The 15,091-nt window shown below is 66.8% G+C and carries 12 protein-coding genes; 8 read left to right on the plus strand and 4 right to left on the minus strand.

Annotated features, from left to right (window positions below; all coding sequences use genetic code 11):
• Positions 1-155 precede the first annotated feature (155 nt).
• Positions 156-956 (plus strand): BspC domain-containing protein, encoded by an 801-nt coding sequence (locus ACIP1U_RS09660; RefSeq protein ID WP_400314261.1) that lies wholly within the window; start codon positions 156-158, stop codon positions 954-956.
• A gap of 174 nt (positions 957-1,130) precedes the next feature.
• Here ACIP1U_RS09660 and ACIP1U_RS09665 read toward each other — a convergent pair whose 3' ends face one another.
• Together ACIP1U_RS09665 and yaaA are read right to left on the minus strand one after the other, a co-directional pair.
• The gene (locus ACIP1U_RS09665) at positions 1,131-2,273 is read right to left on the minus strand and encodes a M14-type cytosolic carboxypeptidase (RefSeq protein ID WP_400314262.1); all 1,143 of its coding nucleotides are present in this window, start codon (positions 2,271-2,273) and stop codon (positions 1,131-1,133) included.
• 39 nt (positions 2,274-2,312) lie between these two features.
• A complete protein-coding gene (yaaA, locus tag ACIP1U_RS09670; protein WP_400314263.1) occupies positions 2,313-3,098 on the minus strand; it encodes a peroxide stress protein YaaA in 786 nt (261 codons plus the stop codon).
• Positions 3,099-3,147: 49 nt separating this feature from the next.
• Here yaaA and ACIP1U_RS09675 point away from each other — a divergent pair, with 49 nt between their 5' ends.
• Positions 3,148-3,696, plus strand: coding sequence for a putative toxin-antitoxin system toxin component, PIN family (locus ACIP1U_RS09675; RefSeq protein ID WP_400314264.1), 549 nt, complete (start codon positions 3,148-3,150; stop codon positions 3,694-3,696).
• A gap of 70 nt (positions 3,697-3,766) precedes the next feature.
• A complete protein-coding gene (locus ACIP1U_RS09680) occupies positions 3,767-4,939 on the plus strand; it encodes a pyridoxal phosphate-dependent aminotransferase (RefSeq protein WP_400314265.1) in 1,173 nt (390 codons plus the stop codon).
• Between the two features lie 216 nt (positions 4,940-5,155).
• Here ACIP1U_RS09680 and ACIP1U_RS09685 read toward each other — a convergent pair whose 3' ends face one another.
• Positions 5,156-5,800: a glutathione S-transferase gene (locus tag ACIP1U_RS09685; RefSeq protein ID WP_400314267.1), complete on the minus strand. Its 645-nt coding sequence runs from the start codon at positions 5,798-5,800 to the stop codon at positions 5,156-5,158.
• A 187-nt stretch (positions 5,801-5,987) separates the two neighbouring features.
• Here ACIP1U_RS09685 and ACIP1U_RS09690 point away from each other — a divergent pair, with 187 nt between their 5' ends.
• The 4 genes from ACIP1U_RS09690 to ACIP1U_RS09705 all read left to right on the plus strand — a co-directional run bounded on the left by ACIP1U_RS09690 (position 5,988) and on the right by ACIP1U_RS09705 (position 10,259).
• Complete coding sequence (locus ACIP1U_RS09690; protein ID WP_400314268.1) at positions 5,988-7,511, plus strand: 3-hydroxyacyl-CoA dehydrogenase; 1,524 nt, start codon at positions 5,988-5,990, stop codon at positions 7,509-7,511.
• A 34-nt stretch (positions 7,512-7,545) separates the two neighbouring features.
• Positions 7,546-8,325 carry an oxepin-CoA hydrolase, alternative type gene (locus ACIP1U_RS09695; protein ID WP_400314269.1) on the plus strand — a complete coding sequence of 260 codons (780 nt, stop codon included), beginning with the start codon at positions 7,546-7,548 and terminating at the stop codon, positions 8,323-8,325.
• A gap of 81 nt (positions 8,326-8,406) precedes the next feature.
• A complete protein-coding gene (locus tag ACIP1U_RS09700; RefSeq protein ID WP_400314270.1) occupies positions 8,407-9,132 on the plus strand; it encodes a histidine phosphatase family protein in 726 nt (241 codons plus the stop codon).
• A 50-nt stretch (positions 9,133-9,182) separates the two neighbouring features.
• The gene (locus ACIP1U_RS09705; RefSeq protein ID WP_400314271.1) at positions 9,183-10,259 is read left to right on the plus strand and encodes a phosphotransferase; all 1,077 of its coding nucleotides are present in this window, start codon (positions 9,183-9,185) and stop codon (positions 10,257-10,259) included.
• Positions 10,260-11,255: 996 nt separating this feature from the next.
• Here the strand turns inward: ACIP1U_RS09705 and ggt are convergent.
• Positions 11,256-13,136 (minus strand): gamma-glutamyltransferase, encoded by a 1,881-nt coding sequence (gene ggt / locus ACIP1U_RS09710; protein ID WP_400314273.1) that lies wholly within the window; start codon positions 13,134-13,136, stop codon positions 11,256-11,258.
• Positions 13,137-13,332: 196 nt separating this feature from the next.
• Between ggt and ACIP1U_RS09715 the strand changes: the two genes are divergently transcribed.
• On the plus strand, positions 13,333-15,081 hold the full coding sequence (locus ACIP1U_RS09715; protein WP_400314274.1) for a von Willebrand factor type A domain-containing protein: 1,749 nt from the start codon (positions 13,333-13,335) through the stop codon (positions 15,079-15,081).
• Positions 15,082-15,091 lie beyond the last annotated feature (10 nt).

Consider the following 15,091-nt stretch of genomic DNA (forward strand, 5'->3'; position numbering starts at 1 on the left):
CCTGCGCGTCGTCATTGCGTCAGAAGAATAGGTAACAAGATTTAGGAACTTTGCCGGATAGGTTTCCTCTATCATGGCATTCCTTTGCGAAGCTACCCGGCCTGCCGGCCACCGCGCTGGCAGGCCAATTCCAGAACGCACACACCGCAAACACTGTGATCCGACGAATTTCCGAACTGCTCGGCAGCCGGCTCCGCATGGTGGCTGCCGCGGTGGCCGGTGCGATCGGGCTGGCGGGCTGCGCCAACATGCCGGCCGATGAGGCCGCCGCCCAGGCCCCTGCCGCCGCCCCGACGACCGCCCCCGTCAGGCCCGCCGCTCCCGCTCCCGCCGCCACTTCCGCGCCGCCCACCAAGACCATCACCCTGCCCGACCGCGGCCGCGTCAGCCTGTCCGAGTACCGCGCACGCATGCGCGAGCAGCTGATGAAGACCGAGAACGCCACCAGCGACGTGGCCGACTGCGCCGCGCACGCCAGCTGGGTGGTGCCGCGCTCGGCCACCTACGATGCCCTGAAGATCCCCACCGGCGCGCTCGCCGCCGGGCAGGCCACGACCGAGCCCTGGAGCGGACGCTTCTCGCCCGGCAAGCAGGCCGTGCCGGTCAGCACCGTGGTGACGTTCAACGCCACCGCGCACAAGCGCCGCGGCGACAACGACTGGCAGCCCGTGCGCGTGCGCTGCGGCTACGACGACGGCATGATGCTGGCGTACGAGCTGCAGGACACCAGCGGCGCCACCATCAGCGAACCCGCTGCCGCGCCGGCGGTGCCCACCTCGAGCCGCGCCACCTCGGCCAGCAAGAGCCGCAAGGGCGCCAAGGGCAAGAGCACGGCGGCGTCGAAGTCGGGCAAGTCCTCGGCGGCCAAGTCGACGAAGTCGGCGTCGTCGAAATCGGCGTCGGGGTCGGCATCGGGATCGGCGAAGACGAGCAGCAAGACCAAGAAGAAGCAGTAAGCGCGCTGGTGGTTATCTCCCCTCTCCCGCCTGCGGGAGAGGGGTCGGGGGAGAGGGCCGGCCTGTGGCAAGCATGACGACGTCTCACTTCGTGGAAGCGCCCGCCCTCTCCCCCGCCCCTCTCCCATCAGGGAGAGGGGAGCAAACCCACAGGGCGCGAGAGAGGCGCCAGCCTCAGCCCAGGTAATCCAGAATCGCCTGCAGCATTGCCGTGCCCAGCAGCGCGCTGCGCGCGCCGTTCCAGCCCACCGCCGCATCGGGCAGATCGGCGTTGTCCTTGAACGGCATTTCCAGCGTCAGCGCCAGGCAGCCGAAGGTATGGCCGATGTACTTGGACGCGAGCTTGAGCGCGTCGGCGTTGTACTTGCTGGCGGCGTAGCCGTGGACATCCTGGAAGTCCGGCGAAGCGCGCTTGAAGGCCTCGATGAAGCGCTGCTGCTCGCGCCGGCGCGCTTCGGTAAAGCCGGGCAGCATCTCGCTGCCGGCGACGAAGTTGTACGGCAGGCCCTCGTCGCCGTGGATATCGAAGAACATGTCGCACCCCGTGGCCTCGATGGCGCGGCGCACGTGGTACACCTCCGGGCTGGTATCCGCGCTGGGCGACACCCATTCGCGGTTCAGGTTGGCGCCGGCGGCATTGGTACGCAGGTTGCCGCGCGCCGAGCCGTCCGGGTTCATGTTCGGCACGATATGGAACACGGCGCGCTCGAGCAGCTTGCGCGCGACCGGATCGCCGGCCCAGGTGCCGGTGCCGGTCAGCCGCTGCAGCACGCCCTCGACAAACCATTCGGCCATGCTCTCGCCCGGATGCTGGCGCGCGATCATCCAGATGGTCTTCTTGCCGGGGCCGGGCTGGCCCAGCGTAACGCGGGTCATGTCGCGGCCGTCGACGGTGCTGCCAAGGTGCGACAGCTGCGCCAGCGGCGAGCGCTGGCAGCTCGCCAGCAGCGACAGGTGGCGCTCGTCGGGATAAGGCTCGAAATACGCGAACCAGACGCTGTCGTGCCCGGGCGTGAACTCCACCGTCATCACCTTGCCGTCGAAGCGCGTCGGCACGCGGAACCAGTGCGCGCGGTCATACGAAGCCACCGCGCGGTAGTCGCGCCAGCCGTCCGGGTAGGTGCAGTCGCCCGCGTTGAGGAAGTGCATCCGGCACGCCTGCCCCGCCGCGCCCTGCAGGCGGAAGTGGAACCATTGCCGGAAGTCGGCGTGCGAATCGGCGCGCAGGCGCAGGCGGATATCGTCGGCACGGTCGAGCGCCTCGACCTCGATGGCACCCGAATCGAAATGCGAGGAGATATGCAGTGCGGAAGGCATGGCTGGCGGTCTCGTTTCGTTAGGGTTCAGTCTTCCGGTTCAATCTTCCAAGCGGCGGCGGAACACCCAGCGGCCGGCGTCGGAAGCGGAGGCATCGAAGGCATAGCCGTCCTCGGCGAAGCGCTTGAGCTTTTCCGGCTCGGTGATGCGGTGCGTGACAACGTAGCGCGCCATCGTGCCGCGCGCGCGCTTGGCGTGGAACGAGATGATCTTGTAGCGGCCGCCCTTCCAGTCCTCGAAGACCGGCGTGACAATGCGCGCCTGCAGCACCTTAGGCCGCACCACCTTGAAATACTCTTCCGAGGCCAGGTTGACCAGCACCGGCGCGCCTTCCTGCTTGAGCGCGGCCATGTCGCCGTTGATCATCTGCGTGACCTCGTCGCCCCAGAATGCGTACAGATCCTTGCCGGCGGCGTTATCGAGGCGCGTGCCCATCTCCAGCCGGTAGGGCTGCATCCAGTCCAGCGGACGCAGCACACCGTACAGGCCGGAGAGGATGCGCAGGTGCTTCTGCGCGAATCCGAGATCCTCGGCGGACAGCGCCTTCGCATCGAGACCGTCATAGACGTCGCCGTTGAAGGCCAGCACCGCCTGCTTGCTGTTGGATGCGGTGAACTCGGGCGACCACTCGGCATAACGCGTGACGTTGAGCACGGCAAGCTTGTCGGAGATATCCATCAGCGCGCCCACGTCCTGCGGCGCAAGCTTGCGCAGGCGCTCGATCAGCGTGGCGGAACGGTCGATGAAACGCGGCAGCGTATGGGTCTTGATGCGCGGGGGTGTCTCGTAGTCCAGTGACTTGGCGGGAGACAAAACGATGAGCATGGCAAAATCGCGGCAGTAGCCAAGGACAAACCAGCCAAGATTGTAGCGAATGCGCCTCGACAGCACCGGAACCGACCATCCCGCCAGCCCCGCCGGCATCACATCCGCCCCAGCGGGCGCGCCCTGCGTGGTGCTCGACTCCAATATCTGGGTCGACCTGCTGGTTTTCCGCGACCCGCATGTCGAGCCGATCCGGCACGCGCTGGAAGCCGGCACCATCGCCCCTGTGATCCGTGCCGATTGCCGCGAAGAGCTGCGCCGGGTGCTGGCTTATCCGCAATTTGACCGCTTCGAGGTCGATATCGATGCCGCGCTGGCTACGGTCGACCGCCTGACCCGCCTCGAGCCGCTGCCGCCGCAGGACGAAGCCGACGCCATCAAGCTGCCCCGCTGCAAGGACACCGACGACCAGAAGTTTGTCGAGCTGGCCCACTTTGCCGGCGCCGCGTTCCTGGTATCGAAGGACAAGGCGGTGCTCAAGCTGCGCAGCCGGCTGCGCCGCTCCAGCGGCGTCGAGGTGCTGACGCCGCCGGGCTTTGGCGCCTGGCTGGCCGCTCAGGTGGACACGACGGCCGACACCACGGCCGATCCGCTTTAGAATTGCCGGATCGCGCGCGAGGCCGGTTCGGCACGTGCGCCCTCTCTTACCGCATCGATACGCCCGCAACATGTCCGCAGACACCACGCTCGCACCCCTGGCCCCGCCGCCCTCCCGCCTGCCCGCCGTCGGCACCACCATTTTTACCGTGATGTCGGCCCTGGCCATCGAGAAGAACGCCGTCAACCTGGGCCAGGGTTTTCCGGACTTCGATTGCGATCCCAGGATCGTCGACGCGGTCGCAGGGGCCATGCGCGCCGGCCATAACCAGTACCCACCGATGGCGGGCGTACCGCGCCTGCGCCAGGCCATCGCCGACAAGATCGCCGCGCTGTACGGCCACCAGTACAGCTGGGAGTCCGAAATCACCGTCACCGCCGGCGCCACGCAGGGCATCCTGACCGCGATCCTGTGCGCCGTGCATCCGGGCGACGAAGTGATCGTGCTCGAGCCCTGCTACGACAGCTACCTGCCCGCGATCGAACTGGCCGGCGCCACCGCCGTGCCGGTCACGCTGGAGGCGCCCGAGTTCCGCCTGCCCTTCGACCAGCTGGCCGCCGCGATTACGCCGCGCACGCGCATGATCCTCATCAACACGCCGCACAACCCCACCGGCACGATCTGGCGCGCGGGTGACATGGACAAGCTGGCGCAGATCCTGGCCGGCACCGATATCCTGCTGCTTTCCGATGAGGTCTACGAGCACATGGTCTACGACGGCCAGCGGCATGAATCGGTCTCGCGCCATCCCGAGCTGGCGCGCCGCAGCTTCGTGATCTCCAGCTTCGGCAAGACCTATCACGTGACCGGCTGGAAGGTCGGCTACGTGGCGGCGCCGGCCGCGCTGATGGCCGAGTTCCGCAAGGTGCACCAGTTCAACGTGTTCACCGTCAACACGCCGGTGCAGCATGGGCTGGCCGACTATATGGCCGATCCCGCGCCGTACCTGCAGTTGTCGGCGTTCTACCAGGCCAAGCGCGATTTCTTCCGCGCCGGGCTGGCGAATTCGCGCTTCAAGCTGCTGCCGTCGGATGGCACCTACTTCCAGTGCGTCGATTATTCCGCTATTTCGGACCTGAGCGAGGCGGACTTCGCCATGTGGCTGACGCGCGAGATCGGCGTGGCGGCGATTCCGGTGTCGGCGTTCTATACGCAGCCGCGCGAGTCGGGCGTGGTGCGGTTCTGTTTTGCGAAGAAGGAAGAGACCCTGGCGCTGGCGTTGGAAAGGTTGGGGAAGCTTTAAGAAGAAACGGAAACGCCCGCGAATCGCAGGCGTTCTTGCATCTGAGGGCTATCACAAGCCGGCGGTTTGCTCCCCTCTCCCGCTTGCGGGAGAGGGGCCGGGGGAGAGGGCGGGCGGTGGCATTCCGTCGACCTTTACTTCGTTGACCCTCCAGCCCTCACCCCAACCCTCTCCCGCAAGCGGGAGAGGGAGTACACAAGTGGCAAATCGAACCGCTTACTTCTTGCTCCGGCTCATCATCAGCTCGGTATTCGCCTTCCGGTCCGCATTGACCTTCTGCACCGACTCGCGCTGCGACAGCGTTTTCAGGTAATCCTTGACCGGCAGGTCAGCCAGCATATCCGTGCCATAGATGGTCTTGGTGCACGACGACACCAGCGGCAGGTGCACTGCTGCCGCGCAATCGGCCAACGTGAAGCTGTCGCCTGCGATATACGGCGAGAACTTCGCCAGCTTGGCAAACGCCGGGATATAGCGCGCCAGCAACTTGTGCTGGCGCTCCTTGACGCTATCGCTGACCTTGCCGCCGAAGAACGCCTCCGGATACAGTTCCCGCGCGGTCAGCTCCAGGTACAGCTCCATGAAGGTGACGATCTCGCGCACCTTGCCGGCCTGCAGCGGGTCTTTCGGCAGCAGCGGCGTCTGCGGGAAGGCCGCTTCCAGGTATTCGACGATGACTTCCGACTCGCACAGTGAGCCGGATTCGGTGATCATGTAGGGCACCTTGCCCGCGGGCGAAGCGGCCGGGTCAGTCTCGCCGATCCAGGCCAGCACCTCTTCGAACGGCACGTTCTTTTCCAGCAGCGCCAGCTTCACTTTGTTGTAGTAGTTGCTGGCGGCAAAGCCGCAGAGCTTCAGCATGTCGTCTCTCTCCGTTGGTGTAATGCTCGCCCGCACGAGCGCGGGTCTGAGGGGGATTGTGGACCATCCGGGGCCTGCCGTGTCCGGGCTGGCCGATCAGCGCACGCCGCCTGCCCTTCCGGTCTGTTCGGAAAGATGCAAAAAACGTACGATCGTGCTAATTTAACCACAACTTTTGGGACGAATGATGAGCACTTTCACCATCGACACGCTGGGTGTAGTCGGCACCGGCGCCATGGGCCGCGGCATCGCGCAGATCGCCGCCCAGGCTGGCCTGACCGTCAACCTGTACGACGCCAACCCGCAAGCTGTGGCCGCCGCCCGCCAGTACCTGCAGGACACGCTGGCCAAGCTCGCCGACAAGGGCAAGATCAGCGCCGCCGACGCCGAGGCCACGCTGGCCCGCGTCAAGCCGTGTGCGGCGCTGGAGGACCTGGCCAACAGCGACATGGTGGTTGAAGCCATCGTCGAGAAGCTGGAAGTCAAGCGTGACCTGGTCGCCAGGCTGGAAGCGATCCTGCGCGAGGACGCGATCATCGCCTCGAACACCTCCTCGCTGTCGATCACGGCGATCGCCGTGGGTGCGCAGCACCCGGGCCGCATCGCCGGCTACCACTTCTTCAATCCCGTGCCGCTGATGAAAGTGGTCGAGGTCATCGATGGCCTGTCGGGCGACCCCGCCGTGGGCGATGCGCTGATGGCACTGTCCCGCCGCATGGGCCATACCCCGGTGCGCTGCAAGGACATGCCGGGCTTCATCGTCAACCATGCCGGCCGCGGCATGAATATCGAAGGCCTGAAGGTCGCGCAGGAAGGCGTGGCCGAGTTTGCCGACATCGACAACATCATGCGCGAGCAGGCCGGCTTCCGCATGGGCCCGTTCGAACTGATGGACCTGACCGGGCTGGACGTATCGCACCCGGTGATGGAGTCGATCTACAACCAGTTCTACCAGGAGCCGCGCTACCGTCCGTCGCCGATCACCGCGATCCGCGCGGTCGGCGGGCTGATCGGCCGCAAGGCCGGCGCCGGTTTCTACCGCTACGCCGATGGCCAGAAGCAAGTGCCGGCCGCCGCGGTGGTGCCGAGCGCACGCCCGTCGAGCGTCTGGGTCAGCCATGACAGCGAGCGCGGCCACGCCATGGTGACCAAGCTGCTGGGCGCGCTGGGCGTGACCCCGGAAGGCGGCAACAAGCCATCGGCCGATGCGCTGATCATCGTCACGCCGCTGGGCCTGGATGCCACTACCAGCGCGCTGCAACAGGGCCTGGACCCGGCCCGCACCGTCGCCATCGACACGCTGCTGCCGTTCGAGGCCACCAAGCGCCGCACGCTGATGACCACGCCGGCCACCAGCGCCGCCGCGCGTGATGCCGCGCACGGCCTGTTTGCCAGCGACGGCGTGCCGGTCACGCTGATCCGCGACTCGGCCGGCTTCGTGGCCCAGCGCGTGCTCTGCTGCATTATCAATATCGCCAGCGACATCGCGCAGCAGCGCATCGCCACGCCGGCGGACATCGACCTCGCCGTGAACCTCGGCCTCGGCTACCCGAAGGGCCCACTGGCGCTCGGCGACGCCGTCGGTCCGCAACTGGTGCTCGAGACGCTGCGCAACATGGAAACCCTGACCGGCGACATGCGCTACCGTCCGAGCCCCTGGCTGTGGCGCCGTGCCGGCCTGGGCCTGTCGCTGCTGTCCGAAGAGCAGTAAGTCCGTTCCGTATCGTTTTCCAGAGTCCGCCCCCATGCCCGCACAACTGCTATCCGAACGCGTCGATTCGACGCTGGTCCTGACCATCTCGAACCCCGAGGCGCGCAACGCGCTGCACCCGGACATCTACGCGGGCTCCAAGGCGGCGCTGGACGCGGCCGCCGCCGACGATTCGATCCGCGCGGTGATCTTCACCGGCGCTGACGGCATGTTCTGCGCCGGCGGCAACCTGAACCGGCTGCTGGGCAACCGCAGCCAGCCGCCCGAGGTGCAGGCCGCGAGCATCGAGGTGCTGAACGGCTTCATCCGCTCGCTGCACGCCTTTCCCAAGCCGATCATCGCGGCGGTGGAAGGCGCGGCCGCCGGCGCGGGCCTGTCGCTGGTGCTGGCATGCGACTTCGTGGTTGCGGCCAGCGATGCCAAGTTCGTGATGGCCTACGTTTCGGTCGGGCTCACGCCCGACGGCGGCGGCTCGTACGAACTGGCGCGCGCCCTGCCGCGCCAGCTTGCCAGCGAGATGATGATGGAAGGCAAGCCGATCAGCGGCGAGCGGCTGGCCCAGTTTGGGCTTGTCAACCGCGTCACGCCGCCGGGCGAGGCGCTGTCCGAATCGCTGCGACTGGCCGCGGGCCTGGCCAGGCAATCGCCGCATGCGGTGGGCCGCATCAAGGGCCTGATCAACTATGCGGCCACGGCTTCGCTCGACGAACACCTGCTGGCCGAGCGCGACAACTTTGTCGCCGCGCTGCACCACCCCGACGGCGGCGAAGGCATCAGCGCTTTTCTGGAGAAGCGCAAGCCGCAATACCGCTGACAGACCCGGACGGGCCGCGGCCCGTCTTCATGGCAAGCCCGCGGGAGACGGGCACGCCAGCACAACTCAAGGAAACAACGCATGGAATTGCCGCCGTCCTCGCGTCGCCGCATCTACCTGATGCGGCACGGTGCCGTCTCGTATTTCGATGATACCGGGCGCCCAGCGCTGCCGGAGATGGTCCCGCTCAACGAGACCGGGCGCATGCAGGCCACCGCCGCCGGGCGTGCCTTTGCCGCCGAGCAGATCCGCTTCGATCGCGTCATCGTCAGCGGCCTGCCGCGCACGGTCGAGACCGCCGAGCGCGTGCTGGCCGAATTGCCCGATATGGACGACGTGGTCCCCGAGGTCTGGCCCGAGTTCCAGGAAATCCGCGGGGGCGACCTGTCCGCGATTGCCGACGCCGACCTGCGCGACGCCTTCGTCGGCGCCTTCGAAGGCGAGGTACCGGAAGACAAGCGCTTCCTCAACGGCGAAACCATCGGCGCCTTTCTCGACCGCGTGCTGCCCGGGCTGGATCGGCTGCGCGCCGACCCGGAATGGGACACCGTGCTGATGGTGCTGCACGGCGGCACCAATCGGGCCATCCTTTCGCAGGCCATCACCTGCGGACGACGCGTGCTATTCGGCTCGCTGCTGCAGACGGCGGGCTGCATCAATGTGCTCGACATGGGCGACGGCCCGCTCGACTGGGTGGTCCGCATGACCAACTACTCGCCGCCCACACCCGTCCACAGTGGCTCGCGCCACACCACCATGGAAGTGCTGCTGCACCAGTATTTGCGCGGACGCCAGCCGGCCGCCTGAGTCACCCAAGCCATCCAATCGAACCCGAACAGAAAACCAACGGAGACAGCATGACGAGCAACGTATCGCACTTCGAGGGCACACGCCCGGTGGCAGACCAGCAACGCTTCGACACCGACGCGCTGGAAGCCTGGATGCGCCAGCACGTGGAGGGCTTTGCCGGCCCGCTGACCGTCGAGCAGTTCAAGGGCGGGCAGTCCAACCCGACCTTCAAGCTGGTCACGCCGGGCCAGACCTACGTGATGCGCGCCAAGCCCGGCCCCAAGAGCAAGCTGCTGCCGTCGGCGCATGCCATCGAGCGCGAATACCGCGTGATGGCCGCCCTCGCCGGCACCGACGTGCCGGTGGCGCGCATGTACGCGCTGTGCGAAGACGAATCGGTGATTGGCCGGGCCTTCTACATCATGGAGTTCGTTGCCGGCCGGGTGCTGTGGGACCAGTCGCTGCCCGGCATGGGCAATGCCGAGCGCAGTGCTATCTATGACGAAATGAACCGCGTCATCGCCGCGCTGCATACCGTCGACTACAACGCCATTGGCCTGGGGGACTACGGCAAGCCGGGCAACTACTTCCAGCGTCAGATCGAGCGTTGGACCAAGCAATACAAGCTGTCGGAAACCGAGTCGATCCCAGCCATGGATGCGCTGATGGACTGGCTACCGCAGCATATTCCGCAGGAAGACGCCGACCTGACTTCGATCGTGCATGGCGATTACCGGCTCGACAACCTGATGTTCCATCCGACCGAGCCGCGTGTGCTGGCGGTGCTGGACTGGGAGCTGTCCACGCTGGGGCATCCGATGGCGGACTTCAGCTACCACTGCATGAGCTGGCATATCGCGCCGGGGCAGTTCCGCGGGATTGCGGGGGTGGACTATGCTGGGTTGGGGATTCCTGACGAGGCAACGTATCGCCGCATGTACGAGCAGCGTACCGGGCGCGCGATCACTGGCGACTGGAATTTCTATCTTGCCTTCAGCATGTTCCGTATTGCCGGGATCTTGCAGGGGATCATGAAGCGCGTGGTCGATGGGACGGCTTCGTCGGCGCAGGCTACGGATGCGGGCAAGCGGGCGCGGCCGATGGCGGAGATGGGGTGGGAGTATGCGAGGAAGGCTAAGGGGTGAGTGACTATTGGAGCTGGGTCGCCGTTGGTGACATGCTGTCGGCCGATTGAAGCGTTGTGGTCGCTCGCTATTGGTGACATGCTGTCGGCCGTTGAAGCGCCTGGTTCCGCCCTCCTGGGCGGGTAACTTTTTGTCCGAGCGACAAAAAGTCACCAAAAAGCGCGTTTACGGCCCTGCGGGCGGCCACTCTTATCGTAGTGTGCCGGGGGTTTCGAACGGGGCTGGGATTCGTTGCAGGGCAAGGCTGCCTGACGCCTTGGTGCGCCACGGTGGCTGGGATTGATGCGGTGATTGAACGAGCCCAGAGCTGTGAGTGGCCCCTGCTGGTTGGGTCAACGCAGGAACGCCTACGGCTGCGCTGCGCGCCGGCAGTATCTCAGGTCGGGCCCTGGCATGGAACGCGTCGCTGCGCTCGCTTGGCGCTATCGCAGGTGAACCCGGAGCCTTTCCCTGCCTGCTTGTTTTCTCCCCTCTCCCGCTTGCGGGAGAGGGGCCGGGGGTGAGGGCCGGAGCCCCCACGAAGTAAAGCCAGCCGATTCTCCGTCGCCGCGCCAGACCTTCGTATGCGCGCGCCGAGCCCGAAGCGCAAGCCGGAATATGGACGCCAGCTCCGCCACGTTAGGACCCGCGCACAGCGCAGCCGAAGGCGTCCCTACGTTGCCGTCAGCAGCAGGAGCCACCCACAGCTCCGGGCTCGTTCAAACACCGCATCAATCCCGAGCCACCGTGGCGCACCAAGGCGTCAGGCAGTCCTGCTATGTGAGGAAGCGCGGCCCCATACGAAAGCCGCCGTCCACTACGATAAGAGTGGCCGCCCGCAGGGCCGTAAACGCGCTTTTTGGTGACTTTTTGTCGCTCGGACAAAAAGTTACCCGCCCAGGAGGGCGGAACCAAGCGGTTCAACGGCCGACAGCATGTCATCAACGGCGACACCCAGCTTCAACAGCCGACAGCATGTCACCAACAGCGACCACACTGGCCTCACATAACCCCCCTTTAATCCCCCACCGCCACCCCCTCCCTCCGCGGATCCGCCCCACCCGCCCAAACCACCTTCCCATCCGGCCCCTGCCGACGCACGATAGCCTGCGTCCCGCTAGTCATCTCAATCTCCGCCACCTGATGCCCACGCTGCTGCAGCGCCTGGACCAGCCCTGGCGACACCAGCCCCTTCTCCACTTCAGTAGGTCCATTCCGGCTGCCGAAATTGCCCATCCCGATCGCAGCCTGCGGATCCATGTTCCAGTCCAGCATGCCGACCAGCGTCTTGGACACATACTCGATGATCTGCGAGCCGCCGGGCGAACCCACCGTGGCCACCAACTGCCCGGTCTGGCGGTCAAACACCAATGTCGGCGCCATCGAAGAACGCGGCCGCTTGCCCGGCTCGACGCGATTGGCCACCGGCTTGCCGTTCTCGCTCGACACGAAGGAGAAGTCAGTCAGCTGGTTGTTCAGCATGAAGCCACGCACCATCAGATGCGAGCCGAAGTACGACTCGATCGTCGTGGTCATCGAGATCGCGCCGCCGCGGTCATCGACCGCGACGATTTGCGAGGTGGAGATGCGCGGCGGCGACCGGTCCGGGGCATACGCCACCGCAGGCCCCGGCGGTACGCCTGGCTGCGCCTTGCCCATGCTCTTGTCGCCGATCAGCTCGGCTCGGGATGCAAGGTAGTTGGGATTGACCAGGCCGGCTACATCGATCTGCACGAAATCGGCGTCCGCCACGTAGAGGCCGCGGTCGGCATAGGCCAGGCGGTCGGCTTCGGCAATCGCGTGGACCGCGTCGGGATTGGCTTCCACCTGCGCGGGCGTATTGACGTTTTGCGGCTTGAGCGCCGCCAGCGCATATTTGGGATTCTTGGTCTCCAGCGCCTGCAGCGTGCCCAGGATCTGCGCAATGGCGATACCGCCTGACGACGGCGGCGGCATGCCGCAGATCTTCCAGCGCTTGTAGTCGGTGCAGACCGGCACGCGCTGCTTGGCCCGGTAGCCGCGCAGGTCCGCCATCGACAGCGAGCCCCGGTTGGCGCTGCCGTTGACCTTGGCGACGATGTCCTGCGCGATCGGGCCGCCGTACAGCACGCCCGCGCCGCGCCGCGCGATATCCCGCAGTGTCTGCGCGAGCTTGGGGTTCTTCAGCATCGTGCCGGCCGGCTTGGGCTTGCCCTGCGCATCGAGGAAATACGCGGCCATTTCCGGTGAGTTGGCCAGGAACTTGTCGGCGGCCACCTGTGTGTACAGGCGCTGCGAGATCGGAAAGCCCCTCTCCGCCAGCGAGATCGCCGGCTCGAACAGCTTGGCCCACGGCAGGCGCCCGTGCTGCCGATGCGCCATCTCCAGCGCGCGCATCACACCCGGCGTGCCCACCGAACGCCCGCCGATCTGTGCCTCGCTGAATTCCATCGGCTTGCCATCGGGACGCATGAACAGGTTTTCAGTGGCACCTGCGGGTGCGGTCTCGCGGCCGTCGAAGGCCTGAACGCGCTTGCCGTCCCAGTACATGATGAAAGCGCCGCCACCGATGCCGGTGGCCTGCGGCTCGACCAGCGTCAGCACGGCCTGCATGGCGATGGCGGCATCAATGGCCGAGCCGCCCTGGCGCAGCATGGCACGCCCGGCCTCGCTGGCCAATGGATTGGCCGCGGCGGCCATATGGCGCTGCGCATAGACCGTCGACATGCCGGCGCGGTAGCCGGAAGCGACCTCCGGGGCCGGCGGCATGGCCGCCGCGGCTGGGGCGGCAGCTGGCGCAGCCGTTGCGGCGGGCGTCCCTGTCCCTGCGCCCTGCGTTCCACACGCGCCAAGCAGCGCGGCCATGGTCAGGGCCAACGTGCTGCGCCACACCATCGAATCGAGGTCAAAGCGGGCCATGCGATGTCTCCTGGGGAAAGGAATCAGGCGATTGTAGTGGCGATCGCCGCATGCGGGGGTCGGGCGAAGTCTGATTCCCTTCACCTGATTGAGCGTGCAGCGAAAAAAAACGGAGGATTTAACCCCGCCTGGGATCGTGCGCCGTTTCATGGACAGGCCACCTGGCGTCCCGCCTGCGGCCCACCAGGAGAACAACATGCAACATCGCGCACCGGTCGTGTCCACCGTTGCCGCCCGGCGGACCCGGGCCGCCGCTGCCTGCTGCGCAACCGCACTGGCTCTGGCGCTGTCGGCCTGCGGCGGGCATTCGCCTTCGCTGACGCAGCCGCCGCAATCCGTTCCGCCGGCCCCGGCGCCGGCGCCGGCCCGGGATCACGCCGCCGAAGCGGCCAAGGCCGTAACTGCCGCACCCGCGGCCGAAATGCGCGCCATCGCACCCCATGCCGCGCTGGCCATGCCGCGGCCCTACTACCTGCCACCACCCCAGGCCGCAGACCGCGAGCGCTATGGCCAGATCGAAGAGAACGGCGTCAAGCTTGTCGCACAGGCCCCGGTGTCCACCTTCAGCATCGACGTCGATACGGGCAGCTACAGCAATATGCGCCGCCTGCTCAATGCCGGCCGGCTGCCGCCCGCCGATGCCGTTCGCGTGGAGGAAATGCTGAACTACTTCCCGTACGACTACACCCAGCCCGCCGACGGCCGGCCTTTCGCCGTGCACACCGCGCTCGCGCCCGCGCCCTGGCATCCGTCCAACGTGCTGCTGCGCATCGGCATCAAGGGCAAGGACATCGCCGGCGAAGCGCTGCCGCCGGCCAACCTGGTGTTTTTGGTCGATGTGTCAGGGTCCATGGACTCGCCCGACAAACTGCCGCTGCTCAAGTCCTCGCTGAAGCTGCTGGTGAACAAGCTGCGCGCGCAGGACCGCATCACGCTGGTGACCTATGCAAGCGGCACCCGCGTGGCGCTGCCGCCCACGCCGGGCAGCGGCAAGGCCGCGATCAGCGCCGCCATCGACCAACTGGTGGCCGGCGGCAGCACCGCCGGCGCCAGCGGCATCGCACTGGCCTACCAGGCCGCGCAGCAGAGCTTTATTGCGGGCGGGATCAACCGGGTGCTGCTGGCCACCGACGGCGACTTCAATGTCGGCGTCACAGACTTCCGGCAACTCAAGGGCATGGTCGAAGAGAAGCGCAAGTCGGGCGTGTCGCTGTCGACGCTGGGCTTCGGCACCGGCAACTACAACGAGCAGCTGATGGAGCAGTTGGCCGATGCCGGCGACGGCGCGTACTCGTATATCGACAACCTGATGGAAGGCAACAAGGTGCTGGCGAGCGAGTTCAGCTCGACGCTGGCCACCATCGCGCGCGACGTGAAGATCCAGGTGGAATTCAACCCGGCGACGGTGAAGGAATACCGGCTGATCGGCTATGAAAACCGCATGCTGGCGCGCGAGGATTTCAACAACGACAAGGTCGACGCCGGCGACATCGGCGCGGGCCATACGGTGACCGCGCTGTACGAGCTGACGCTGGCCGGCCAGCCCGGAATGGTCGATCCGCTGCGTTACCAGCCGGCCACGCCGGCACCCGGCCGCGACGGCGAACTGGCGCATGTGAAGCTGCGCTACAAGCTGCCGACGGCCAGCACCAGCCAGCTGATGGATACCACCGTGGCGCGGCAGGCGATCCGGCCCCTGGCCCAGGGCGACGACGACTTCCGCTTCGCCGCCGCCGTGGCCGGCTTCGGCCAGGCGCTGCGCGGCGGCAAGCACACCGGAAGCTGGGGCTACGCCGAGGCGCACGCGCTGGCGCAAGGCGCGCGCGGCGCCGACCGCTTCGGCTACCGCGGCGAATTCCTCAAGCTGGTCGATCTGGCGCAAAGCCTGGCAACCAGCAAGCCGGCGGATGCCGGTAGCGCGGTTCCCGAGCGTGCGGCGCGCTGACAACGTCTCG

This window comes from Cupriavidus sp. NPDC089707 (genome assembly GCF_044748965.1).
GTDB lineage: Bacteria > Pseudomonadota > Gammaproteobacteria > Burkholderiales > Burkholderiaceae > Cupriavidus.

Excerpts from the sequence above, each read along its gene's own strand:
- ACIP1U_RS09665 (WP_400314262.1), bottom strand. The coding sequence starts at position 2,273 with ATGCCTTCCGCACTGCATATCTCCTCGCATTTCGATTCGGGTGCCATC.
- yaaA (WP_400314263.1), bottom strand. The coding sequence starts at position 3,098 with ATGCTCATCGTTTTGTCTCCCGCCAAGTCACTGGACTACGAGACACCC.
- ACIP1U_RS09675 (WP_400314264.1), top strand. The coding sequence starts at position 3,148 with ATGCGCCTCGACAGCACCGGAACCGACCATCCCGCCAGCCCCGCCGGC.
- ACIP1U_RS09680 (WP_400314265.1), top strand. The coding sequence starts at position 3,767 with ATGTCCGCAGACACCACGCTCGCACCCCTGGCCCCGCCGCCCTCCCGC.
- ACIP1U_RS09685 (WP_400314267.1), bottom strand. The coding sequence starts at position 5,800 with ATGCTGAAGCTCTGCGGCTTTGCCGCCAGCAACTACTACAACAAAGTG.
- ACIP1U_RS09690 (WP_400314268.1), top strand. The coding sequence starts at position 5,988 with ATGAGCACTTTCACCATCGACACGCTGGGTGTAGTCGGCACCGGCGCC.
- ACIP1U_RS09695 (WP_400314269.1), top strand. The coding sequence starts at position 7,546 with ATGCCCGCACAACTGCTATCCGAACGCGTCGATTCGACGCTGGTCCTG.
- ACIP1U_RS09700 (WP_400314270.1), top strand. The coding sequence starts at position 8,407 with ATGGAATTGCCGCCGTCCTCGCGTCGCCGCATCTACCTGATGCGGCAC.
- ACIP1U_RS09705 (WP_400314271.1), top strand. The coding sequence starts at position 9,183 with ATGACGAGCAACGTATCGCACTTCGAGGGCACACGCCCGGTGGCAGAC.
- ggt (WP_400314273.1), bottom strand. The coding sequence starts at position 13,136 with ATGGCCCGCTTTGACCTCGATTCGATGGTGTGGCGCAGCACGTTGGCC.
- ACIP1U_RS09715 (WP_400314274.1), top strand. The coding sequence starts at position 13,333 with ATGCAACATCGCGCACCGGTCGTGTCCACCGTTGCCGCCCGGCGGACC.